Raw genomic sequence first — 23,516 nt, 5'->3', positions numbered from 1 at the left:
AGGATGCCGCCATCGGCGACTACATCCGCTGGCGCAACCAGCGAGCCCGACCGAAATCCGGATTCGCCGCCGACTCCAAGATCCGCCACCCGGATTACCCGTTCAAGGCTGCATGACGGGGCACTAGCCCAACATTGAGGCACCTCCGCCGAGCGACGCGCCGATGCCTGCTCCTGGAAGAAGAAGGCCATCAAGGATCGATTCTACGATCGGAACGCTGCGGCCAGTTCGCCGCGGATCGCCCAGCCCAGAGCGGAGTAGAGCCCTCGCCCGTCGGCGATGGCGGACAACAGCCCCGTGGTCAAGCAGCCCTTGGCAGCGCCGCGAGTCAGGGCTGGCCATTGTCTAGGCTGCGCCCATGGCCATCGACATCGTGGATCAGGTCGCCGCCGCCATTGCCTCCCGCGAGCCGGTCAACGGCATACGCATCATCGGCATCGATGGCCCGAGCGGCTCCGGAAAGAGCCACCTTGCCCGCAACCTCTCCGAGGTGCTCAACGCTCCGATCATCGAGATTGACGACTTTATGTCGTGGGACGACTTCGCCGGATGGTGGCCACGCTTCGAAGCCCAGGTACTCACGCCGCTGCTTCGCGGCGAGGAAGCCCACTACCAGGCAAGAGACTGGACGGACTGGTACGGCAACACCCTCGGCGAGTGGAAGACCCAGCCCTGGACACCCACCATGATTTTCGAAGGCGTCGCCTGCACCCGTCGTGAGACGATCGGTCGGCTCGCCTACGCCATCTGGGTCGACGCACCCGCACCGTTGCGGCTGGCGCGCGGCCTCGCCCGCGACGGTTCCTTCGCCGGTGCCGAGCAGCTCTGGCAGAAGTGGATGGCCGAGGAAGAAGAGTTCTTCGCCTCCGACGGCACCCGCAACCGCGCCGACCTCATCATCGACACTGCACACCACGGATGACCGCGACTTCGCCCGCCTCAGCGTACGAGGAAATGGCCAACTAGATCCGGACGGATCAGCGCGGTCTCTCCGCGGGCAGCTGTCAGAGAATCTTTGCTCCAACTTGCTCCGGCACGGCCGGGTGCTGGTAACGCCGGCCTTGCGAGCGGTCGTTGACGTCCTGGTGCTCGTTGTCGACCGCGCTCGGTCGGCTGGCGTCAGACGCGTTTGGCGGCCAACCGCCATATCTTGCTGCCCGCGCTGCCGGTTGTATCTGGTGCCGCGTTGGCCGCGCGGTGAGGGGGGTTGGTTACCGAGCACAGGGAGGCTCCACCCGCTCGTGCTCGATGGCCGTGGGCCCCGGGTGCCACATGCTCGCGCCGCGCGTTTTGCTGCCCCAACCGCCGCCGCCCAGCGCTGACGGTGACGTCCTGGAACCGGTCGGGGGAAGCGTACGTCTCACCTCCGACCGGGGCCCATCCGACACGGCCTGGCCGGGGCAAAGTCTGCCTTCTCTTCAACTTCCTCCGGCAGCGCTGGTCGTCGGTGACGTCCCGCAGCCATACTGCGCACATGATGACCAGATACGCCGATTTGCTCCGGCGCTGCGAGACGGACCCGGACGTCGTCGGTCTGGTTCTCACCGGATCACACGCCCGCGACATGGCGACCGAACACTCGGACTTCGACGTCTACGTTGTCTTGCGAGAACACAACGACCGATGGTCGACCAGCCGAACTCCCGACCTGGACACGATCGTCATGTCCATCGGAGACCTGGCCGACACTTCTAACCGGTGGCAGCGCTATTCCTACCGCGGCGCCCAAGTGCTCATGGACCGCCTCGACGGCCAGATCGCGGAGCTGGTATGCGCACAGGCGATCCTAACCCCAGCAGAGTCGGACACCTTGGTGCGTGAACAACTCGACGGCTACATCAACTTCATCTACCGCGCAATGAAGAACCGGCGAGACGGCCGTCCCGACCTGGCACAGCTCGAAGAGATCGAGGCAGGGCCCTGGTTTCTATGGACCCTCTTCGCGCTCTACGGCCGAATCCGTCCCTATAACAAGTTCCTGCGCTGGGAACTCGACACTCACCCGCTGCCGGCGCCATGGACCGCGGACTACCTCATCAAAGCTGTGACCGGGCAACCGTCGACGCTGTTCCCAGAACTGGAGCGCGTCGCACGTAGGAAGGGATTCGGGGACGTACTCGACGAGTGGGATGACCTCGACCGTCTACGCTGACGAGCCACCACCGGACCGGGAATCCGCAAGGTATCTTCGGACGACTCGGGGCGTCGATGGTCCGGACCTACCTTGCGAGTCGCTGGTCGCCGCTTGATCATCCGCAACCCTGAAACGGACGCGAACACCCTGGCGTCCAGGGTCCGGCGGTCGCGCCGTCCGTGCCGGGCGGCGGTCGAATCCGTGTCAGGTGACGATTCCGGTGCGGCTGGCTCGTCATCCCGGTGTCAGCCCATCACGAGAGGAGAACGCGATGCGTTACGCGCTGTGTCGCCAGGGATCAGCACCGGCGGCGGCGAGCGCGCGGGCGTTGTCGGGCTTGTCGGCGTGCACGGCCACCCACAGCGCGGTACGGCCGTTGTGCTCGGCGTCGATGTCGTCGACCAGGGCAGCTAGCGCCGCCACCACGTGGGCCGAGCCATGTTCGGCGGCCACGTGCAACACCGGCCCCCAGTGGGGTACGTGACCGTTCGGGTCGGCGCCAGTGGCGAGCCGGGCCTGGACCTCGCCGGTGTCCGACCACGACTGCCAGCCCATCCCGGCCCAACCGTTTCCGTTCACGATGCCGTCCCCTCCACCGCCAGACCTGATGGCTGGCCGAGCATAGAGGCATCCACCGACGAAAAAGGCGGCGGTCCATAGTGCTGACACGCTGCCATGGCCAGTGGGCGATGGTCACCGTCATGGCCCGCGGATTGGGATGGTCAACCGGGCCGTTCGTTTCGGGTAGCCACTCCTGGCGAGAACCCTCAATCGAGGTGGTACACGAACGCGCCGGCTATCTCCTCCCGGGTGATGCCGAGGCCGTCCAACGGTCGGGTGGCGACGCCGTCCCAGGGTGTGCCGGCGAGCCGATCCGGCAGGACGACCACCGACCGGATGCCGACCTGCCGGAGGAAGGCGATGCTGCTCGGGTCGGGGAAGGCCATGCTCGTCGTGCGGATCTGCTGCTGACTGTCCGGCACGAAGGTCATCGAGCCGTTGGCGATGCGGGGAAACCCGTCGGTGGACCAGAGCATGACGTGCGATTCGGAGACACCGTCGCTGGGCAGGACCAGTATCGGATCGGCCGCCGCCCGCAGCGCTGCCGGCGCGGGCGGCACGGTGGGGTGTGGTGTCCGGTTGACCCCTTCGACCAGGACCAGCAGCAGAGGCAGCAGGAGCGCGATGCCGCCGGCCGATTTCTGCCATCCCCGCGCCGGCCGGTACCGTCCGAACTCGCTGATCGCTCCCGCCGCGAGAACGGCGAGCAGCAGGCTCGTCCACACCATGAGCCGCCCCGGAGTGCGTAGCGCCTCCCAGCCGGGGAGCAGTCGCGACAACGTCAGGTATCCCGGGTCGCCCTCACCGACGAGATTGCTGCCCAGCCCGAGTGCACCGCTGACCAGCACACCGAGCCCAAGCAGAACGCGGTGACGGACCCGGAACACCGAGAACGTCAGCCCGGCCGTGGCCAGGACGATCAACGTGACGCCGGGCAGCAGCGCCATCTCCGGCGGCCAGGACAACTGGGCACGGGCAGCCTCGAAATGGTCACCCCACAGCCACGAGTCCGCGGGCGCGATGGCATATCCCCGCAGGGGTGGGGAGAACATCCGCGTCCAGGACAGATCCCGGCGCGCCTGCGGGTTCAGCTCCACCACGTGCAGGAAGAAGGTCCCCAGCCAGACGCAGACGCCACCGAAGACGGCACCACCCAACAGGTTGGCCAGCACCACCCGGCGGCTAAACACCCATCTACCGGTCCGCCACCGGGCCCAGCCGACCGCGGCGGCCACCACCAGCCCGGTGCCGGCCAGGAAGTACACCAGCGGCAGGCCGATCGCGAAGCCGAGGCTCACCTGCCAGGCGGCGACCAGCCAGCCGGCCACGATCCACCCGGGCCGATGCAGCCTCGGTCGGTGACCGTGTCGCAGGGACCAGCCATGGCCGCGCGCCAGCATCGCCAGGCACAGGGCGATGCCGCCGGTGGAGAGGATGTTCAGGTGACCGCTGTGGGCGAGCCGCCACGGTGCGAAGGCCCAGGCGACCCCCGCGAAGGCCGCTGCGGTCCGGATACCGCCCAGCTGGCGGACCAGGGCGTACGCCCCGACGAAGGCGAGTGCGTGGGCCAGCACGAAGAGCAGGTTGTAGCGGAAGACGGCTGCCTCCACACCGTGGCCGAACAGGGCGGCGGGCGCGTAGCCGAGTAGGTTGTCGGTGTAGGCGAAGGTGTACGGCTCCGGGAAAAACGTATTGGAGTGCCACAGGCGAAGTGGGTCGGTGATCAGGGAGTGCCCGGCCCAGGCGACCTGCCATGCCTGCAACGTGGGATCCCCAATGTCGCCCGGGATGGTCGTCCGGGGATGTTTGAGCGTCGGCCAGGTGAGAAGCACGGCCAACGCCACACCGGCCAATGTCGCCACCGACCATTCATGACGCAGCAGTCGCGCCGCCGTGTGACCGGCCGCCGCCAGCCACCCTCGTTCGTGTCGCGACCGGAGTTCCGATTCTTCCTGGTCAGCATGGGGGTGATGCCGGTCGCTGGACGGGGTGCCGCGAAGCCGTTGACGTATCGCCCGCACATATCCTCCTGTCGATGACCGGCGTCGGTCACCTAGCGTCGCATCGGTGGCAGGGTAAAAGCCATCATCGATGGGAACCGAAACTTCCAGGATCGACGTTCCCGCTTTTTGGGAATGGGCGAAAGTGGATCGAGTGCTTGAAGGCGATAAACCGCGCGAATCGTCGAACGTCAATGACGACGTGGGTGAAACTTTGTGAGGGAGGGCCTTGGGTGGTTGAGGCGTCGGTAGACCGGGGCGAGCCGCTTGTGCAGCTCCTGGTGGACGGCGAAGGTCTCGTCGTAGACCGCCGGGTGCATCGGGTCCGGCGTCAAGACCCGGTCGGTACGCATCAGGCCCGGGATGTCGGCGAAGGTGAGCTGCCCGGTGCCGACCGATCCGATCCAGCCTGCCCGGGACGTTGACCGCGAGCGGGTGGGCGTCGCGGCGGATCTCCACGCCGCGCACATCGGCGAAGATCTGGCACCACGAATCCGGATGACGCATGAAGTCGTCCGTGGCGTGCCCTGGCGCTTACCGCAGCACACCTACGCCGACACGTAGGCTCACCCGGTGCCGGTGGATCCGTCATCTGACCGCGAGGTCGTGCATTACTTCTTGGGGGAGCGACGGATTGGCTGCCGCAGCAGCGACAACGCTGGTGTTGGCGTCGGTCGGTAACTGGATGATCGTCTGTGCGGGCAGTGCGGGATGGCTCGCGGCGATCCGGCGTGCCTGCTCGTCAGCCAGGCAGGCGAGGAGGGCCCTCAGCTGGCCCGGGCCGGACAGCTCACCGCCGCCTTCGACGCCGTACTAGCCGACGCCGGCATCGCCGTTTGCAAGATCCCGCCGCGCAGCCCTCGCGCGAACGCCTACGCCGAACAAATCGTCGGCACTGTCCGCTGCGAGGTCACCGACCGCATGCGACGAACGATCATCCGGAGCGGATCAGCATTACTGCCTGGTCGGGGTGAGTGACCCGAGGAGGGCTGCGACGTCGGGCGCGACGGCGTAGCCGAGCATTCCGACTCCGGGGGTGGAGCAGGGAACCCGTCGTCATGTGGAAGGCCGGTCACGATCTCCGCTCGGCGTCAGGACGTGTCGGGTCCGGTCCCCGGTCCAGGCCGCTTCGAGGATCGCGGTCAGGCTGGCGGTGTCGGTCGGGCCTGGATGGTTCTGGATCAAGCGGGTGACGCCACTGGCCATCTCCGCGAAGCGCGGGAGGTCGGCGCGTGCCACGCCGATGTCCGCCAAGGTGCGAGGGATGCCGATGTCAGCAAGGAGCCCGTCGAGCCAGGTGAGGAACGTATCTGCGGCCTCGGCATCCGAGGCGTCGGTCACGTCGAGCCCGCACACCCCGGCGAGGATGGCCAACCGGTCGCCGATGGCATCCCTGGCCGCGTCCAGCGCGTAGGGCAGTAGCAGCCCGACGCCCAGGCCGTGCGGCGTGTGCGTGGCTGCGCCGATGGGGTACTGGAGGGCGTGCGGGGCCGCGTTGCCCGCGTGGGAGAATGCGAGCCCGGCGAGCATGGACCCGTAGGACATATCCGCGCGCGCGTCCGTGTCGCCTCCGTCCCTGACCGCACGACGCAAGCTACGGGCGATCCGCTCCGCAGCCCGGAGCGCGTAGTGGTCGGTGATCGGGTTGCGGCCGAGGAAGACCTGCTCCACCGGGTCGCGCGGTCCGTGGGCGCGGGGTCGCGCGGTGTAGCTCTCCACCGCGTGACAAAACGCGTCGATGCCGGAGTGGGCGGTGACGGTCGCAGGGCAGGTGTAGGTGAGTTCGGGGTCGACGATGGCGAAGTCGGGCACGATGTGGACGCTGGAAACCCCCACCTTCAGCTCGCGGTCCGGGTCGGTCAACACCGAGACGGGTGTGAGCTCGGAGCCGGTGCCTGACGTCGTCGGGACCGCGACGAGAGGAATCGTCGGCCCCGGCACCTTCGACTCGCCGTAGAAGTCGCGCGGCGTCCCACCGTGGCGCCGTATGACGCCGACGATTTTGGCGAGGTCGATCACCGTGCCACCCCCGACGGCGAGGATCACGTCCGCGTCCACCTCGGCGGCGACCGAGACGGCCAAGGCGACATCGGCGAGTGGCACGTCTGGAGTCGCGTCGGAAAACACCTCGACGACCTCGACCTTCTCCCGCACGGCGGCCACGATCTCGGCCACGCCCGGCTGCCCCAGAAGAACCTGGTCGGTCACGATGAGGACTCGCGAGCCAATCTCGGCCACCACTCGTGGGATATTTTGCGCGACCCCTTCGCCCACTATCAGCTGGCGTGGTCCGCGGACGGTCTCAAGCATGTCAGTGCCTCTCTGGAACGTCGGCGGCGATTTGCTGGGCGGACGTCCAGGTCACCTGCGAGACCGGGACGGCGTCGGCAAGTTGGCCGCCCGGGTGGCGCAGGCGCGCGCCGAGCGCCCGGACTCGATCGTGCCCGGGCGCCCTCAGCTCCATCGCGATGCAGACGTCGCCCTTGGTGGACGGGTGGGTCGGGTCAAGGATCCCGCGGACATCGTCGCCAAGGGCGGTACGAGTCCGGGTCGCGACCAGCGCCTCGATCATGAGCCCGAGGGCGCAGCCGTTGGGATCGCCGAAGGGGCTGATCGCCCCCACCACCGCCGCGACCGCGGCGGTGGTGCGCACACCGGCAGAGTCGCCAGCGTCCCGGGTGCCAACGGGTTCGTGCCGGCCATGGCCCGGGTCCCGTTCCCGCGGTGGAGGCCGGTCAGATCATGTGCGCACAGGGCGCGGTGATCCTCGGTGGGCGCCCGGAGCAGCAGGCCGGTCATGGTAGGTCGATCGCCGCGTAGGTGAGGTCGAGGTACTCGAGGATGCCCTCGTGCGACCCCTCCTTGCCGATCCCGGACTGCTTCACGCCTCCGAACGGAGCTGACGGGTCCGATATCAGACCACGGTTGATGCCGAGCATCCCCGTATCTAGCCCCTCGATGAACCGGAGCGCCCGCTGGAGGTCACGGGTGAAGATGTATCCGACCAGGCCGTGCTCGGTGTCGTTGGCCTTCGCCATCACCTCGTCGTCGGACGTGAACGAGAGGATCGGCGCCACCGGGCCGAAGATCTCCGCCTCCAGCATCCGCGCATCTTCGGGCACGTCGACGAGGACCGTAGGCGGGTAGAAGTGGCCCGGCCCATCCGGACGCTCGCCGCCCACCAAGACCCGGGCGCCGCGATCGACAGCGTCGGCGACGAGCTCGTCGATCTTGGTGACCGAGGCCTCGTCGATCAACGCCCCGACGTCCACGCCGTCGTCGAGACCATGGCCCACCGAAAGCGCGCCCATCCGCTCGGCGAAGCGCGCCGTGAATTCCTCGCGCACCGGCTCCTCGACGTAGATCCGGTTGGCCGCGATGCAGGACTCCCCGATGTTGCGCATCTTGGCCACCATGGCACCGTCGAGCGCGACGTCCAGGTCAGCGTCGGCACACACGATCAAGGCCGCGTTGCCGCCCAGTTCCATGGAGGTGCGCAGCACGTTGTCCGCAGCCTGTCGTAGCAGCACGCGCCCGACCTCGGTCGACCCGGTGAACGAGAGCTTGCGGGTCCGACTGTCGGCTAGCAGTGCGGAGACCACCTCGCCGGCACGCTTGGTGGTCACCACATTGACGACGCCCGGGGGAACGCCGACCTCCTCCATGATGCGGGCCAGGAACAGCATGGTGAGCGGCGTCTGGGCCGCTGGCTTGGTGATCGTCGTGCAGCCCGCCGCCAGCGCAGGAGCGATCTTGCGGGCACCCATCGCCAACGGAAAGTTCCAGGGCGTGACGAAGACGCACGGTCCGACCGGCTTCGGCACGGTGAGGATGCGATATCCACCTGCGGGAGCGGTGCTGTAGCGCCCCTCGACGCGCACCGCCTCCTCGGCGAACCAACGGAAGAACTCGGCGCCGTAGGCCACCTCTGCCCGAGCCTCGGCGAGCGGCTTGCCCATCTCGAGCGTGATCAGCCGGGCGAGCTCCTCGGATCGCTCGGTCAGTGCCCGGTACGTCGCGGTCAACAACTCCGACCGTTTCCGCGGCGGGGTCGCCGCCCACTCCGCCATTGCCTTGCTCGCCACGTCCAGAGCGGCGAGCCCGTCAACGACGTCGGCGTCCGCCACCTCGGCGATGGTCTTGCCGGTGGCCGGGTCCTCGACGGCAAAGGTGGCTCCGCTCGCGGCGTCGCGCCAGGCGTCGCCGATCCGGAGCCGCCGGTGCTCGGGGGCCAGGACGTTCATCGGGTCACTCATTGCGTCGGCTCCTGTGATGTTCTTGGTGATGTCCGGCGTGCCTCAGCGATCGCGCTGTGCGCGTAGACGAACGGGTCACACGCCCTCGTCGGGGGCGAGGTTGGCGAGCGGGTCGAATGTGGCCTTGGCCTTGGCTGCGGGGGCGAGGCCCCGCGCTACCGATCGCCTTCTCGGGCCACGGCCGTTCAGCGTCGTCGGGCCATGCTCACTGGTGACGGTCCGAGGCTCGATTGCCACGTGCGGGCGCATGTTGCCGTCGCCGCCCCGCGCGGCTACCGCCCGGCCTCGGACAGCGACACCCCGGTGCCCGCATCGAACAGGTGCGCGCGGTCCAGGTCGACCGAGACAAGCAGCCGCTCGCCCGTCGTACCGGTGACGGTGGGTCGTGCCTTGACCTTGAGAATCTCCGTCCCCACTCGGACGTCGACCACCGTTCGGTCACCGAGCGGCTCGAGCCCGTAGAGTTCCCCCGACAACGACGCGTTCCCACGCTGCTCGACGGACAGGTCCTCCGCGCGCAAACCCAGCAGCAGCGGACGACCGTCCTCAGCCGTGGTCCAGCGGGGCCGCGGCAGCGTCCAGCCTTCCGTACCGACCAGACGGTCTCCCTCGGCGTGGCAGGCGAGCAGGCTGATCGGCGGGCTCCCGACGAATCCTGCGACCCACTGGTTGGCCGGACGCTCGTACACCTCGGTCGGCGTTCCGACCTGTTGCACCTTCCCCTCCTTCAGGACCGCGACCTGGTCGGCCATGGACAGGGCCTCGACCTGGTCGTTGGTTACGTAGACGAAGGTCGCTCCGAGGCTCCGGTGGATGCGGCTGAGCTCGGTGCGCATCTCGACGCGGAGCTTGAGGTCGAGATTCGTCAGCGGCTCGTCCATGAGGAATGCGCGCGGCCGCCGGACCAGCGCCCGGGCCAGGGCGACACGCTGCATCTCACCGCCCGACAACTGCGCGGGACGACGCTGCAGCAGACGTTCGATGTGCAGCAGGCTCGACATCTGCTCGACGGCAGCGGCGATCTCGCTCGAAGAACAGCCGCGTGCCCGTAGCGGCGAGGCGATGTTCTCGTACGCGGTGTGTCGCGGGTAGAGGGCGTAGCTCTGGAAGACCATGGCCAGGTCGCGTGCGGCCGGGGCGTCACCGGTCGCGTCCCTCCCGTCCAGATGCACCGACCCGGCGTCAAGCTTCTCAAGGCCGGCGATCGCTCGCAGGGTCGTCGTCTTGCCTGCCCCGGAGGGCCCGAGCACGACGAAGAACGAGCCGTCCGGCACGTCCAGCGTCACCCCGTCCAGGGCCTGGACCTTGCCGAAGGACTTGCACAGCCCGTGCACTGCCACGGTTCCCATCAGGCCACCAGCTCTTCCGTGCTCACGTCGTAGACCGCCGGGGTCCCGCCGGTGTGCCGCAGCCCGACCCGTGCGTCAACGGCGAAACGGCCAGTCGGTGGCATCCGAACCCGTACGTCGCGCTGGCCGCCGTGGTCAACCACGTAGATGATTTCGTCGCCCAGCCACTCCGCCGAGACCACGCGGGCCGGGATCGAACGTTCCGCCCCTGGTTCTGTTACTTCCAGCGCCTCCGGCCGGACGCCTGCGAGCAGGCAACGGTCGCGAGGCAGGCCTGGCGGTGGCGTGAGGACCAGTCCGCCCTGACTGCGCAGCTTCCCGTCGGCCACCTCCACCTCGATCAGGTTCATCGGCGGGGAGCCGATGAATGCGGCGCAGAAAAGGCTCGCCGGACGTTCGTAGACTTCCAGCGGCGTGCCGATCTGCTCGACGCGGCCCTTGTTGAGGATGGCGATTCTGTGACCGAGCGACATCGCCTCGACCTGGTCGTGGGTGACGTAGACCATCGTCGTCCCCAGTTCCCCCTGCAGGTGCTTGATCTCCGTGCGCATGTCCGCCCTCAGCTCCGCGTCCAGATTGGTGAGAGGCTCGTCCATGAGGAATGCGCGCGGTCGTCGCACCAGGGCGCGAGCAAGCGCGACGCGCTGCTGCTCCCCGCCGGACAGCCGGCGCGGTCGCCGGTCCAGGAGCGGACCGAGCCGCATCAGCCGGGCGGCCTCGTCGACCCGCTCGCGCACCTCCGCCTTGGGTAGTCCCTCGGCCCGCAGTGGGAACGCCAGGTTGTCGCGGGTTCTCAGATGCGGGTAGAGAGCGTAGAACTGGAACACCATGGCGATGTCGCGCTCGGCGGGCGGCAGGTCGTTGACCAGCGTGTTGCCGATGCGGATGTCGCCCGTGGTCTGCCTCTCCAGGCCGGCTATGGCCCGCAGCGTGGTCGTCTTGCCGCAACCCGACGGGCCGAGCATCACGAACAGCTCGCCGTCGCCGATGGACAGGTCCACGTGATCAACTGCGACTGTCCCGTCCGGGTAGCGCTTGTGCAGGACAGTCACCTCGATGCCCGCCATCAGCGTCGCACCGCCCCGAGCGTCACGCCGGCGACGAGGTGCTTGCGCACCAGGTAGGCGAAGACGAGCACCGGTAGGGCGAACACCACGGAGGCGGCGGCCACGAGACCCCAGTCCACAGTGGTGCCACCGATGAGGCCGGCGATGGCGGGTGGAGCCGTCCGCACGTTGTCGCTGGAGGTGAGGAAGATGGCGAACACGAACTCGTTCCACGAGAAGATGAGTGCGAAGACCGCCGTGGCGGCAATGCCGGGCACGAGCAGGGGAAGGGTGAAACGCCAGAACGCCTGCAAGCGGGTGTAGCCGTCGAGCATGGCGGCATCCTCGTACTCCGCGGGCACCTCGTCGACGAACCCCTTCATCATCCAGATCGTGAACGGGAGGTTGAACGCGGCGTAGATGAGGATCAGGCCGAGCTTGGTGTCGATGAGTCCGACGTCGCGGTACATGAGGAAGATCGGGATCACGACCACCACGGGCGGCATGAAGCGGGTGGACAGGATGAAGAACAGTTGGTCCTTCTTGGCCTTCACGGCGAAGCGTGAGTAGGCCCAGGCTGCCGGGACCCCCAGCACGGTAGCCAGCACCGTGGAGACCCCGGCGACCACGACGGAGTTGAGGAACGAAACGGACAAGGCCGAGCGACCGCCGCCGGAGGCGACGAACACGTCCTTGAAATGGTCCGAAGTAACCTGAAAGTCAAAAAACTTGGCCGGAATAGCGTAGACATCCCGGTTCTCCTTGATGGACGTCTCGATCATCCACAGCACCGGAAAGAGCATCACGACGGCCAGTACGGCCAGCAGCGCGACCTCCAGGATGGAGCGGCCCCGGCCGCCAAGGCGGCGCGCGGGGGGCGGGTGATCCCGGACAGGACCTGTGGACACGGCCTCGTTGACAGAGACGGCCATCAGTCCTCCTTGAGCTTGTTCAGGTAGCGCAGGTAGAGCTGCGTGAGAACGATGACGACGAGGACCATGAGGATCCCGTACGCCGAGGCGGTTCCGGTGTTGAAGCCCAGGAACGCGACCTTGTAGACGTGGAACGACAACGTCTCGGTGGAGACCCCAGGACCTCCGTTGGTCAGGATGTAGACGAGGTCGAACAGCCGGAAGGCCTCAATGGCCCTGAACAACACGGCAATGAGCAGCAGCGGCCACACCAGCGGAAGAGTGATGGTGCGGAACCGGAACCACTCGGACGCCCGGTCGATCGAGGCGGCTTCGTACAAGTACTTGGGAACCGCGGTAAGGCCCGCAAGTGCGATGAGCATGATGAACGGCGTCCATTGCCAGGTGTCGACCACGATCAGGGAAATCAACGCCGTTCGCTGCCGGGTGAGCCACTCCACCTGCCCCAGGCCGAGCGAGCCGAGCATGCTGTTGATCACGCCGAATTGCGCGTCGAGCATGAATCGCCAGAACAGCCCGACCACGACCGGTGACAGCATCATCGGCACCAGGAACAGAGTGGTCAGCAGTCCTCGCCCGTGCGTGCGCCGTGAGATCAGGTAGGCGATGGCGAAACCGAGCACGGTCTGCAGGCCGACCGCGCCGACCACGTAGATCAACGTCGTCAAGGCCCTCTGGTGGACCTGCGCCGAAGTCAGGATGGCGGTGTAGTTCCCGAACCCAACGAAATGGGCGGGCCCCCCGCGGGTGGCCGAGTAGTCGGTGAAAGACAGGTACAACGCCCACAGCAACGGGAACACCGACATTGCGAGCAGCAGCAGCAGCGCGGGGGAGATGAAGGCCACGGCGAGCCCGCGGTCGCTCAGCCGGCGGGACCGACCCGGTGCAGGTGGCGTCGCAGACGCCACCTGCCCGGGGTGGCCGGTCGTCAGAGGGACGGGGTCGCTCACAGTCCGCCGCCGCCCTTGCGGCTGCTGGAGTCGAGCACGCCCTGCTGCTCCTTGGCGATGTCGTCGAGCGCATCCTTCGGCTTCTTCGCGCCGTTGAGAGCCGCGTTCACATTGGTGTTCTCAATGTCGACGAGGCGCGCGTACTCGGGCACGTTCCACATGTCCCGCATCCGCGGAACCGAGTCGGTGTACACCTGGTTGAAAGGCCCGGCATTGAGGAACTCGGGCGACTCCAGGGCGTCCGTACGCGATGGCACACCGCCAGCCGCGGCCCACTTCTTCTGGATATCAGCCCGCTCGAACCACTTCATGAAGTTCAGGGCCTCCGCCTGGTTTGCCTTGGAGGAGTAGGCCGACACGTGCATCCCCATACCGCCGAGAGGGACCAGGTTCGTCTTTTGGCTCGGCAGGGTGGCAAAACCCAGCTTGTCGAGAATCTGCTCCCGCGTGGTGCCGAGCGTCGACTGCTTCGGATCAAGCAGGCCGCCGCTCGCGGCGATCCAGTTGAACGCGATGCATGCCTTGCCCTGGGCGACCGCCGCGTTCACCTCGTCGATGAACCAGTTGCCGGAGCCCTTGGCGGTCAACGGCTTCATCTTGTTGACCAGGACGTCCATCGCCTCCTGGCCCGCAGCGTCGTTGAGGACGCCCTCGATCTTGCGCGTCTTGGAGTCCCAGAGGTTGCCGCCGTAGACGCCGTTGACCGTGTTGTAGGTCACGGCAGCGGCGTCGGAGCCGTTGGCCTGGTGGAAAGCCAGCCCGCTGACGCCAGGGTTGTCCGCCTGGCACCGCTCGGCGACTGAGATCATCTGCTCCCAGGTCTGCGGTGGCTTGTCGCCGATCAGGTCCTTGCGGTAGATCATCGTCCAGGTGTCGCCGAGCAGCGGCAGTCCGTACAGGCTTGCGTTTTCGTCGCGCTTGCCGGTCTCCGCCTGGGGAAACTGGCCGTAGGCCGCCAGGAGGTACGGGTTGTAGGCCTTGACGTCGATGTTGTTCTTGACGAAGTCGGTGATGTCGAGGATGTTGCCGTTCGTCACGGCCTCGCCGATGTGTTGCGAGTCCAGGATCGCAATGTCGAAGTCGGTCTTGCGCGCGGCGAACTGGGTGAACATCGCGTCGTGCCAGTTCGCGTTCGGCACGGTGTTGACCTTGATGGTCGCGTTCGGCCGTTCCTTTTTGTACTCCGCGTTCGCGAAGGCTTCCAGTGCGTGGGCGGGAGGCCAGTCGAACCAGATGAAGCTGAGGGTCAGCGGGTCCTTGGTGAGCTCCGGGATGGTCGCCGGCGCCTTGGGGGCGCTCGCCTTCGCGCCGTTGTCCTGGCCATCGCCGCAAGCCGCCACGGTCGTGGCCACCAGCAGCATGGCCGCCGTCGCCAGCTGCACCTTTCGACTGGAAACGGGCATCCGTCCTATTCGCTGCATCTTCTTGCCTGCTCTCTGGATTCGGACTTCTAGAGCCTCGCTATGTGCTTCGCCGAGCAGTTGCTGGGTTGTTCAGGCGGGTTGCCGGGCTGTCGCGGGGGCCGACCCGCGAACCCGGGTCACGAGTGCGCCACGATGTACTGGGTCTTCATGCGGTCGAGCGGTCCTTCGGTTCAGCTGCGGCCCCCGTGACGAACCGAGCAGGACGTCGATCATGCCCACCGGAGCTCACGGTGATCGAAGTAGAGCGATGGCCGGCGGTTCCGCGACGATGCAGGACGGCGGGGATCCGACGCTTTTCCTATACGATCGACTTGGGGCGTCAGCATGCCGCAGCGTTGTGACTGATGTCAACAGATTCACGAAGGTGCAAGAAAGGACCTCACGTCACGATGGACGACGATGCGATGACCGCGCGGGGCCGTGGGGCCATGGCGGGCGGAATGCCGCCGGGAAGATCTCGCGGCCGGCTTGCCGACGAGGTGTACGACACACTGCTCGGACAGCTGATGTCGCTACGGATCGAGCCTGGCTCCCGCGTCACGATCGACGTCCTGGCGCGAGAGCTGGGGGTCTCGCAGACGCCGATCCGAGACGCTCTGAACCGAATGGAGGCCGAGGGTCTGGTCGTGCGTGTGCCCCATGCCGGCTACCGCATTCCCCCGCAAATCACCCGTCACCGATTCGAGGACATGCTCGAGGTCCGCCTGCTCCTTGAGCCGGCCGCCGCGCGCAGATCCGCCGAACGCGCGTCCTTGGAGCAGGTGGCCGGTCTGCGACGAATGCTGGAGGAGATGGCGGAGCTGGAGGGGGGCAGCGGGCCCATGGCCTATGGCGCCTTCGGGCTACGCGACGCCGCTTTTCACGATCTCGTCGCCCTGAGCGCGGAGAACCAGGTCATCCGTGAAGCGCTCGCTCGCCTGCACAGCCACGTGCATCTCTTCAGGCTTCACCACGACGCCCAGGTCACTCACCTGGCCATGGCAGAGCACGAGGAAATTGTGGCCGCGATCGCCGCGCGTGACCCGGACGCCGCCGCCTACGCGATGCGTCGGCACATCTTGCGGTCCGGCGAGCGTTTCCGACGATTGTTCGACGAGGCCAAGGACGCGGACGGAATGGCGGTAGAGGCTTGACGGGCGAACTGGGCCGGGGAATGCTAACTCAACCAGATCGGATCGGATTGGATCTACGTTACCCGCCCCGAGATGCGAGGAGAAGCAGGTGCCCAGAGCGCTGCTCCTGATCGGCGACGCCGCCGAGGAGCTCGACACCATGTATCCCTACTATCGCGTGCAGGAGGGCGGCTGGGACGTTGACGTCTCGTCACGGACGATGCGTGACGTGCAACTGGTCATCCACGAGTTCGATCCCAACTCCGACGCCTACGTGGAGAAGAACGGCCGGAAGCTGCCGGTCGACGTGCCCTGGGCCGAGGTCGACGTCGAGCGCTATGACGCCCTCATCATTCCCGGGGGACGTGCCCCCGAGTGGATCCGGGTCAACACCGACGTCAGGCGCATCACCGAGCACTTCTTCGCGCGCAACCTCCCCGTTGCGCTGGTGTGCCACGGTGCGCAGGTACCAGCGGTGTACGGGCTACTGAAGGGTCGAAAGACGGCCTGCTTCCCCCCCATCACCGGTGACATGGAGAACGCAGGCGCGACGGTCGTCGACGCTCCCGACGTCGTGGACGGCAACCTCGTCTCCTGCCGGGGGTGGCCCGACATGCCGCAATTCGGCAGGGCGATGATGGAGCTCTTCTCGAAGTCCGTCAACCCCGCATCGGCATGAGCGCACCTGGCCTGCCCCGGTGACGGCACTTCGGACCGTCACAGTCGACGGCTCCCCCGTCCACGTCCTGGAGAGCGGCACCGGGCCCGCGGTGCTGATGCTGCACGGCTCCGGACCCGGCACGACCGGGTCCGGAGCCTGGGCGACGACGGTGCGGGCGCTGGGCACGTCCTGGCACCTGGTGGCTCCTGACCAAGCGGGGTTCGGCCGTACACCTATGCCGGCGGGCTCCAGGGGCGGGCTCCGGCTGTGGACGGAGCAGGCCGCGGGCCTGATGGATGCTCTCGGTATCGAGTACTACGCCGTGGTGGGTCACTCCATGGGCGGTGCCGTGGCGCTGGCGTTGGCGGCCGCGCGCCCCCAGCAGGTCACCCGTGTCGTGGCGGTCTCGACGATGGGCGCCCCCGGGGCGCCGCTGTCCGCCGAGCTCGACGCGGTCTGGGCCGCCCCCGCCAGCCCGCTCGGGGCACGAGACATGCTGAGTCGCCTCGTCCACGACCAAGCGCTCGTGACCGATTCGGCCGTCGATGCCCGTGCAGCTGCGATGCGAGCGGGGGCGGCCGCATTCGCGTCGTTGTTCCCTCCACCTAGGGCACGATGGGTCGACGACCTCACCCTCTCGGCGCACACGCTGGCAGCGGTCCGCGCGCCCGTGCTACTCGTTCACGGCGCCGAGGACCGAGTCACCCCGCTCGGGACGGCAGCCCAGCCCCTGCTCGAACACCTGACCGATGTCCGTCTGCACGTGCTCGGCCGATGCGGGCACGTGCCGGCGATCGAGCACCCGCACGAGTTCAGGCAACTGTTGTCGTGCTTTCTCCGCCGGGACCGAGGTCACTAATCGCTGCGGCAGGTCCGCAGGCCCACTTCGCGCCTCGCCAAGCCTGTTTACCGACGTACTTCGCAGCGCGTGCACACCAGCCCTTCGGGGTACCGGGCGGGCGGTCCAAACGGCCCTGACAAGGAAGACCCCTGCCATGACGAGGGGGATGGCTGTTCCGTCGAGGCCGCCCGTTGCTTGGCACGGAGCCAGCCGTACCACTGCGTGCCGACGTCGTCGGGGTTGCGCGGCGTGCCGTACTCGTCGGCCTCGCTGGTGCGGGACAGGCCCTCCTCGTCGCCATGGATGGCCGCGACCAGGTCCGGTGCAGGTTGGTGATCTGCCAGTCGACCTGGCCGCTGTCGCTGTCGAAGATGCCTGCTATCGCCGACAACCCTGACACCACACGGCCGGATGAACCGGTCGGCCGTCTCCTGCGTCCACGACGGGCTGTCGTCGTCCCCGTCGTAGTGGTGCACCGACTGCACGCCGGCGCCGGTGGCGTTGTCGGTCCAGGACCGGATCCGCTCCCCGTCACATCCAAGACGTAATCCGTGGTCCGGCCGCCCTGGGTGATGGTGTCCACCAGGTCCGTCGACGCATGGTGACCACGAGCGCGATCGGGGGCAGCCGTCCGCGCGGCACGGACGCCGCCGGGGACGCTGCGTACGCAGGGAGCTGGCCGCCGACCCGAAGGAGCTGGCGGAACACCGGCAGCTTGTCGCGCAGGCCACGGCCGACCTCGCGCCGTTCGTCCGTGCCGGGTCCGTCCAGGTCGATCCCGCACCCTGCCGTCCGGATGTTCTCCCACGTGATGCTCCTGGTCACCACGATCCGCGGGGAACTCACCGACGCGGTGTCGCCGGTGGACCTCCTGGCCGGTAACACCCCCGCGGGCGCGGTGTGCGGATCGCCGCGGGAGGCGGCGATCAGGATCGGCTCGTAGCTCGAAGGCGCGCCGCGCGGACTGTACGGCGGCGCCATTGGCTACCTGGACCTGCGCGGCGACGTCGACGCCTGCTTCGGCATCCGGACGCTTTTCGGGGACGGCTCCCGGTACTGGTCCCAGGCCGGTGCCAGTGTGGTGGCCGGGTTCCGGGTCGACGCGGAGGTCCGGGATAGCGCGACGAAGGCCAGGGCGGTGTTCGCGGCGGTCGCGGCGGCCTGGCACCCGCGCGACTGAGTCGCCTCAGCCGGAGGTCCAGTCCACCTGGGCGTACCGCGACGAGCTCTCCGCGAACCAGGCCGCCACCTGGTCCAGCGCGACGTCCTCGAAGGCGAGGACCACGGCGGCCCGTTCGAACGTGTCGAGGAACGCCCGGATGTCGCCGGGCGGCAGCAGGACCGTGTCGGCGAAGAGGGAGAGCTGGACCCGCTCGGCGGCGCCGTGGATTCCCATGAAGAGATCCTTGTTCTTGTCGGTGACCCGCTCCGGCCAGTCGAAGGTGCTCGACGCCCGCAACCGCGCCAGGTCCCGCAACGTGGCGTCGGGTCTGGTCGGCCGCCCGGGCAGCTGCGACCAGATGTCGTTGAACTGGCAGCCGCGGTCGGCTCCGGCGCGGCAGATCATGTCGTGGGCCATCCGCTTGCGGTGCCGACCGTGCGTTCGGGCCTCCGCCACCACTGCCGCGCAGTGACCGACCAGCTCGGTGAAGGTCTCGGCGGTCAAATCGATCACGGTCAGGATGCTCTGGCTCAGGTTGGCCACCATGCCGGTCAGTTCCGGCTCGGTCCGGTTGCCCTGCATCAGGTCGATGGGGTAGGTCGGGCCCGGGACGACGCAGCGCATCAACGCCGAGGTGAGGGCGAGCAGGAAGACCGACGGGGTCGTCCGGTAGCGGCGGGCGGCGACACCCGCCGCGACGGCGACCGCGTCGGACTCGAGCCGTCCCCGGTAGAACCGCGGGGTGGCCGGCGTCGCCCGCGCGGGTAGCGGATCCGGGCCGAGGCGGTCGAGCTGGCGCCGGATGAACCGGGCCGCCTCGATGTTGCGCAGCTGTCCCTCCGGCCGGCTCTCCAGCAGTGCGAGGTCCGCCGGCTGCAGGGCGCGTCGGGCCGGGGGGACCGGCTTGCCGTCCGCCCGCGCCCGGAACATCGCGGCGAGGTCGGCGACGAGCAGCTCAGCGCTCACGAAGTCGGCGGCCAGGTGGGACACCGCGAACGCCAGCAGGATCGGAATGCCGTCCTGCAGGGTCACCGAGAAGCGGATCGGAAGTTCCTCGGCGTGGTCGAACCCGGCGCTGGCCGCGCGTACCAGGTAGTCGGTGACGATGGTGGAGTACTCCGTCGGGTCGTCGACCGGCCGGTCGTGCATCTCGACCGGGAGCGACCCGGAGCCGAGCACCTCCTGCGTCGCGTCCCCGCTGGCGGTGGGGTGGTACCGGGTGCGCAGACCCTCGTGGCGCCGGAGCAGCTCGCCGATGATCTGCAGTACGTCGCCGACGCTCAACAGCAACGGGATCGGCATCCAGCGGGTGAGCACGGCGTAGGTCCGCGCCACGTCCCCGTCGTGCAGGACCTCCCAGATCGCTTCCTGCCCCCAGGTCAGCGGAGCCGTCCGGGCCCGTCCGCCGTAGAACTCCACGTCGGCTGTATGGATAGTGATCATGGTGAGCTTCGCACCTCCACGGGGGCGGGCCGGGCGTCACGGGCCACTGCCGGACGCGGCAGCAGGACGTGACGCAGGGTGAAGATCGAGTACGCCAGGCCGGTGGTCCAGCTCGCGACGACCGCCCACATCACGGCCTGGATGCCGAAGGAACGGCTGAACAAGTACGCGAAGGGCAGTTGCACCACCACGAAGGCGAGGATGGTGCAGATCAGCGGGGCGACGGTGCGGCGGGCCCCGTTGAGGTAGCCGTGCAACACCACCATGACGGTGTAGAGCGCCACGAACGGATAGATGATCAGTAGGTATTCCCCGGTCACCCGGCGGGTGGTGGCGTCGTCGGTGAACAGGGCGGCGACCGGTTCGTGTGCCAGCAGGACCACGACGGAGACCACCGCCGTCAGCCCGACCGTCAGCCCGATGGTGCGCAACAGGGCGTGCCGCGCGCGGGCGTGGTTGCCGGCGCCGAGGTTCTGCGCGGCGAACGTGGTCATGGCGCCGGAGAGGGAGATGAACGGGATGGCGGTGAACGCCTCGATCCGCGCGACGACGGTGAACGCCGCCATCACCACCTCCCCGTACGCCTCGATCACCCAGACCAGCACCATGATCCCGGCGGCGAGGATGATGTGCTGGGTGGCCAGCGGCGAGCCGAGGCGGACCGCGCTGACGAACTCCCGGCGTACCGCCTCCCGGGTGGGGCGCCCGCGCGGCATCGGGTAGATCCGGGCCGCCGTGATGACTCCCCACGCCGTTGACGCGCTGGCGGCCACCGCGGTCGCCAGCGCGGCCCCGGCGACCCCGAGGCCGAGCCCGCCGACGAAGAGCACCGCCAACACCATGTTGAGCAGGTTGCCGGCGGCCTGCACCCACATCGCCGCACGGGAGTTGCCGAGCCCGCGCAGGTACGCGCTGACCGCGGCGGAACCGAATATGCCGGGGAAGCCGAGGGAGAGCATCGCGATGAAGTCGGCGCACTGCTCGGCCAGCGCCCCGGTGATTCCCATCAACCCCAGGACCGGCTCGGCCAGCACGGTGACCAGCAGGACGCAGCCCACCGTCCAGCCGGCCGTGACCAGGGTGAGCGCCACCACGACATCCCGCCGCTGCCCGTCCTGCCCGGCGCCGCGTAGATGCGCCAACCGGATGGTGAATGCGGTCCCCAACCCGATGAACATCGCGTTCAGCAGGTAGAACAGCGGTCCGCTCGCGCCGACCGCGGCCAGCCCCTCGACGCCGACGTAGCGCCCGACGACGATGCTGTCGACGAGCAGGTACACCTGCTGGAACAGGCTGGCCGCGGTCAGCGGCAGGGCGAAGCCCACGATCTGCCGTAGCGCGGGCCCGCTGGTCATGTCGCTCATCGCATCCCCGATCGTGGTCGGCGTCAGCCGAAATCGCGCAGGTCGTCGACGTGGTACGCGATCTCGGCGACGGTGCGGTCGGCGAGCAGATCCGCGACGTCGTACGACACGCCGTGGTACACCGCGATGTTGTTGGCCACCGCGGCTGCCATCAGCGAGTCGCCGCCCAGGTCGAAGAAGTCGGCCTCCACGTCGATCCGGTCGTAGCCGAACGCGAGCGCCAGGCACTGGGCGACCGACCGTTCGGTGTCGGAGTAGTTCCCGTCTGGCCGACCGTCGGGTTCCACCACCACCGCCGCGACCGTGGCGCGGATCTTCTCGGTGGCCTTGGCCAGCCGCTCCGCGAGCGCGTGCATGTGCCGTTCCACGGTGGCCTCGATACCGGGGGAGAGCCCGACGTCGTAGGAGCGCAACAGGTGGATGAGCTCGCCCGCGTAGTTGATCTCTCCGGCGAAGAGCCGCGACCGGCGTGACCGCAGGCCCGCGTCGAGGACGGCCAGGCCGACGGCGGTCGGGATGGCCTTGAACATGGTGTCGCCGTTCGTGCCGAAGTCGACGGCCATGCCGATCTCCTTCCAGGCCACCCAGTCCAGCGCGATCACGTGCGTACCTCCGCCCGCCTGCGCCCTGGCGACGTTGTCGAGGTAGTAGTTGGCTGCGGCGTAGTCGGCCTGGCCGGGGGCGGGGAAGACCGACGCGACCGAGGAGAAGTGCGCGACGAAGTCCGGCGGGTCGTCCCGGGTCAGCTCGGCGAGGACGAAGGCCGCGTGCAGCTTCGCCCGGACCACGGCGTCGAAGTCGTCGAGCTGGCGGAACATGACGGTGCTGCCGCCGGGCAGCCCGGCGGCGTGCACGATGCCGTCGATCCGGCCGTGTTCCTGGCGGAGCTGGGTGACCGCCTCCGCGAGGGCCTTGCTGTCGCCCGCATCGACCGATATCGCCCGCGCCGTCGTGCCGAGCGACTCCAGCTCCCGCACCACGCGGATCCGGCCCGCCATCGGCCCGGCGGCGGCCAGCAGCTCGTCCCACTCGTCGCGCGGCGGCAGCCCGGAGCGGCTGAGCAGCACCACCGTGATGTCCGGCTGGGCGGTGGCGAAGTCCCGGGCGACGGCGAGGCCGAGCGCGCCGGTGCCACCGGTGATCAGGTACGTGCCACCCGGCCTGAGGTACGGCCGGGGGCCGTCCGCCCCGGGGGCGAGCTCGATCTCCGGAACCTCGACGAAGACCTCGCGCAACCGCCGCTCGCCGCGGAGCACCGACAGGCCGTACTGGTCGGCGAGGATCTCGGCGCGCAGCGCCGCCACCGGCACGGCCAGGTCGACGTCGACGTGCTTGACCTTGACGTACGGATACTCCCGGACGAACACCTTGCCGAAGCCCACGAGCGCGGCGTTCTCCGTCACCGCGGACGTGTCACCCTCCTCCGCGCTGATCGCCGACCGGGTCAGCACCACCAGGTCGAGTTTCGCGCCGGCCGCCATCAGCGCCTTGGCCAGGTGGAACAGGCCGTACAGGTTCTTCGTCGACCGGCGCTCGATCTCCTCGATGTCGGCCGCCGGCTTCTCCTCGAACGCCAGGGCGTACACCAGGTGGGTGATGGCGCGCTCCTCGACGAGCGCGACGATCCGCTCGAAGGATGCGGCGCTGTCGGCGGAGAACGGGTTGCCGCTGGGTGCGACCGGGTCACCCAGCCGGACGATCCAGCTGTTCTCCGGCAGCGCACTGGCCAGCAGCGTCTCGGCCTCGGTCGCCGGGTCGACCAGGGCGAGGACCGTGCCCGCTCCCGTCGTTTCCGGCGCCGGCATCGGCGCCAGCTCGACGTCGTGGGTCACCGGATGCCGCTCGATGGCGCGCTCCAGCGACATGGTCTGCCGCCACGTCTGCGGGAACTCCAGCCAGGCGGTCGTCTCGTCGAAGACGTACCGGGGCAGCCGGACGATCCGGTGCGAGCGGCCGGCCGCCAGGGCCCGCCAATCCACCGGCGCGCCCCGCAGGTACGCGTTCGCCGGCTCGGCCAGGGAGCCGTCGGTGATGGGTTGCTGGCCGTCGGAGAGCAACCCTTCGAGGCCCCGGCGCAGGTCGTCGAAGCCGGTGACGACCAGCGCCACCCGGTAGCGGTGGGCGGAGCGGGAGACCTGGGTGGTGTGACAGACGTCGGCGAGGTCGACACCCTCCAGTCCACCGTTGTCGAGGAACCGCAGGTAGCTGCGGACCAGCTCGGTCAGCGAGCGCAGGGTCGCCGCGCTCAGCGTGAACAGGTACTCCCCGGGCGGGGCGGGTG

The 23,516-nt window shown here is 68.5% G+C and carries 19 protein-coding genes and 2 pseudogenes; 8 read left to right on the top strand and 13 right to left on the bottom strand.

What is annotated here, in order from left to right; all coding sequences use genetic code 11:
* From E1182_RS33010 to E1182_RS16415, 3 genes and pseudogenes are all read left to right on the top strand, one after another.
* Window positions 1-116, top strand: a pseudogene (locus E1182_RS33010) (IS630 family transposase); the annotation flags it as partial.
* A gap of 242 nt (window positions 117-358) precedes the next feature.
* Window positions 359-922, top strand: coding sequence for a uridine kinase (locus E1182_RS16420; protein ID WP_132265883.1), 564 nt, complete (start codon window positions 359-361; stop codon window positions 920-922).
* 552 nt (window positions 923-1,474) lie between these two features.
* Window positions 1,475-2,152, top strand: coding sequence for a nucleotidyltransferase domain-containing protein (locus E1182_RS16415; protein ID WP_132265881.1), 678 nt, complete (start codon window positions 1,475-1,477; stop codon window positions 2,150-2,152).
* 258 nt (window positions 2,153-2,410) lie between these two features.
* On the opposite strand, the gene E1182_RS16410 is transcribed toward E1182_RS16415, so the two are convergent.
* The gene (locus E1182_RS16410) at window positions 2,411-2,713 is read right to left on the bottom strand and encodes an ankyrin repeat domain-containing protein (RefSeq protein WP_207921417.1); all 303 of its coding nucleotides are present in this window, start codon (window positions 2,711-2,713) and stop codon (window positions 2,411-2,413) included.
* A 188-nt stretch (window positions 2,714-2,901) separates the two neighbouring features.
* Complete coding sequence (locus tag E1182_RS16405; protein ID WP_243706250.1) at window positions 2,902-4,608, bottom strand: hypothetical protein; 1,707 nt, start codon at window positions 4,606-4,608, stop codon at window positions 2,902-2,904.
* A 450-nt stretch (window positions 4,609-5,058) separates the two neighbouring features.
* Here E1182_RS16405 and E1182_RS31145 point away from each other — a divergent pair, with 450 nt between their 5' ends.
* Complete coding sequence (locus tag E1182_RS31145) at window positions 5,059-5,259, top strand: hypothetical protein (protein WP_165942627.1); 201 nt, start codon at window positions 5,059-5,061, stop codon at window positions 5,257-5,259.
* Window positions 5,260-5,751: 492 nt separating this feature from the next.
* Here E1182_RS31145 and E1182_RS16390 read toward each other — a convergent pair whose 3' ends face one another.
* The 8 genes from E1182_RS16390 to E1182_RS16355 form a co-directional block, all read right to left on the bottom strand.
* The gene (locus tag E1182_RS16390; RefSeq protein ID WP_132265876.1) at window positions 5,752-7,005 is read right to left on the bottom strand and encodes an iron-containing alcohol dehydrogenase; all 1,254 of its coding nucleotides are present in this window, start codon (window positions 7,003-7,005) and stop codon (window positions 5,752-5,754) included.
* 1 nt (window position 7,006) lies between these two features.
* Entirely contained in the window at window positions 7,007-7,348 is a 342-nt protein-coding gene (locus E1182_RS16385; RefSeq protein ID WP_132265874.1) for a hypothetical protein, read from the bottom strand.
* Between the two features lie 142 nt (window positions 7,349-7,490).
* Window positions 7,491-8,951: an NAD-dependent succinate-semialdehyde dehydrogenase gene (locus E1182_RS16380; RefSeq protein WP_132265872.1), complete on the bottom strand. Its 1,461-nt coding sequence runs from the start codon at window positions 8,949-8,951 to the stop codon at window positions 7,491-7,493.
* 272 nt (window positions 8,952-9,223) lie between these two features.
* A complete protein-coding gene (locus E1182_RS16375; protein WP_243706248.1) occupies window positions 9,224-10,237 on the bottom strand; it encodes an ABC transporter ATP-binding protein in 1,014 nt (337 codons plus the stop codon).
* A 62-nt stretch (window positions 10,238-10,299) separates the two neighbouring features.
* Window positions 10,300-11,367 carry an ABC transporter ATP-binding protein gene (locus E1182_RS16370; protein ID WP_132265868.1) on the bottom strand — a complete coding sequence of 356 codons (1,068 nt, stop codon included), beginning with the start codon at window positions 11,365-11,367 and terminating at the stop codon, window positions 10,300-10,302.
* Entirely contained in the window at window positions 11,367-12,278 is a 912-nt protein-coding gene (locus E1182_RS16365; RefSeq protein WP_132265866.1) for a carbohydrate ABC transporter permease, read from the bottom strand. Before E1182_RS16365 ends, E1182_RS16370 begins: the two co-directional genes overlap by 1 nt.
* Window positions 12,278-13,123, bottom strand: a complete 846-nt coding sequence (locus E1182_RS16360) for a carbohydrate ABC transporter permease (protein ID WP_243706247.1) — start codon at window positions 13,121-13,123, stop codon at window positions 12,278-12,280. The genes E1182_RS16365 and E1182_RS16360 overlap by 1 nt, the downstream gene beginning before the upstream one ends.
* Before the next feature lie 101 nt (window positions 13,124-13,224).
* Window positions 13,225-14,610, bottom strand: a complete 1,386-nt coding sequence (locus E1182_RS16355) for an extracellular solute-binding protein (protein WP_243706246.1) — start codon at window positions 14,608-14,610, stop codon at window positions 13,225-13,227.
* A 431-nt stretch (window positions 14,611-15,041) separates the two neighbouring features.
* On the opposite strand from E1182_RS16355, the gene E1182_RS16350 reads away from it, so the two are divergent.
* The 4 genes and pseudogenes from E1182_RS16350 (at window position 15,042) to E1182_RS32260 (ending at window position 18,446) form a co-directional block, all read left to right on the top strand.
* Window positions 15,042-15,785: a GntR family transcriptional regulator gene (locus tag E1182_RS16350; protein ID WP_132265860.1), complete on the top strand. Its 744-nt coding sequence runs from the start codon at window positions 15,042-15,044 to the stop codon at window positions 15,783-15,785.
* 88 nt (window positions 15,786-15,873) lie between these two features.
* On the top strand, window positions 15,874-16,443 hold the full coding sequence (locus E1182_RS16345) for a DJ-1/PfpI family protein (RefSeq protein WP_132265858.1): 570 nt from the start codon (window positions 15,874-15,876) through the stop codon (window positions 16,441-16,443).
* A 97-nt stretch (window positions 16,444-16,540) separates the two neighbouring features.
* Window positions 16,541-17,284, top strand: a complete 744-nt coding sequence (locus E1182_RS16340; protein WP_243706249.1) for an alpha/beta fold hydrolase — start codon at window positions 16,541-16,543, stop codon at window positions 17,282-17,284.
* A gap of 517 nt (window positions 17,285-17,801) precedes the next feature.
* A pseudogene (locus E1182_RS32260) lies at window positions 17,802-18,446 on the top strand (chorismate-binding protein).
* Between the two features lie 6 nt (window positions 18,447-18,452).
* On the opposite strand, the gene E1182_RS16325 reads toward E1182_RS32260, so the two are convergent.
* The 3 genes from E1182_RS16325 to E1182_RS16315 form a co-directional block, all read right to left on the bottom strand.
* On the bottom strand, window positions 18,453-19,871 hold the full coding sequence (locus E1182_RS16325; protein WP_132265851.1) for a condensation domain-containing protein: 1,419 nt from the start codon (window positions 19,869-19,871) through the stop codon (window positions 18,453-18,455).
* Window positions 19,868-21,235, bottom strand: coding sequence for an MATE family efflux transporter (locus E1182_RS16320; RefSeq protein WP_132265849.1), 1,368 nt, complete (start codon window positions 21,233-21,235; stop codon window positions 19,868-19,870). Before E1182_RS16320 ends, E1182_RS16325 begins: the two co-directional genes overlap by 4 nt.
* Before the next feature lie 23 nt (window positions 21,236-21,258).
* The coding region (locus E1182_RS16315) for a beta-ketoacyl reductase (protein WP_132265847.1) at window positions 21,259-23,516 on the bottom strand (2,258 nt) is incomplete at its 5' end.

It is taken from the genome of Micromonospora sp. KC721 (assembly GCF_004348355.1).
GTDB lineage: Bacteria > Actinomycetota > Actinomycetes > Mycobacteriales > Micromonosporaceae > Micromonospora.
Note: the sequence above shows the minus strand (reverse complement) of the source record. Positions and strands in the feature narration are given on the sequence as shown.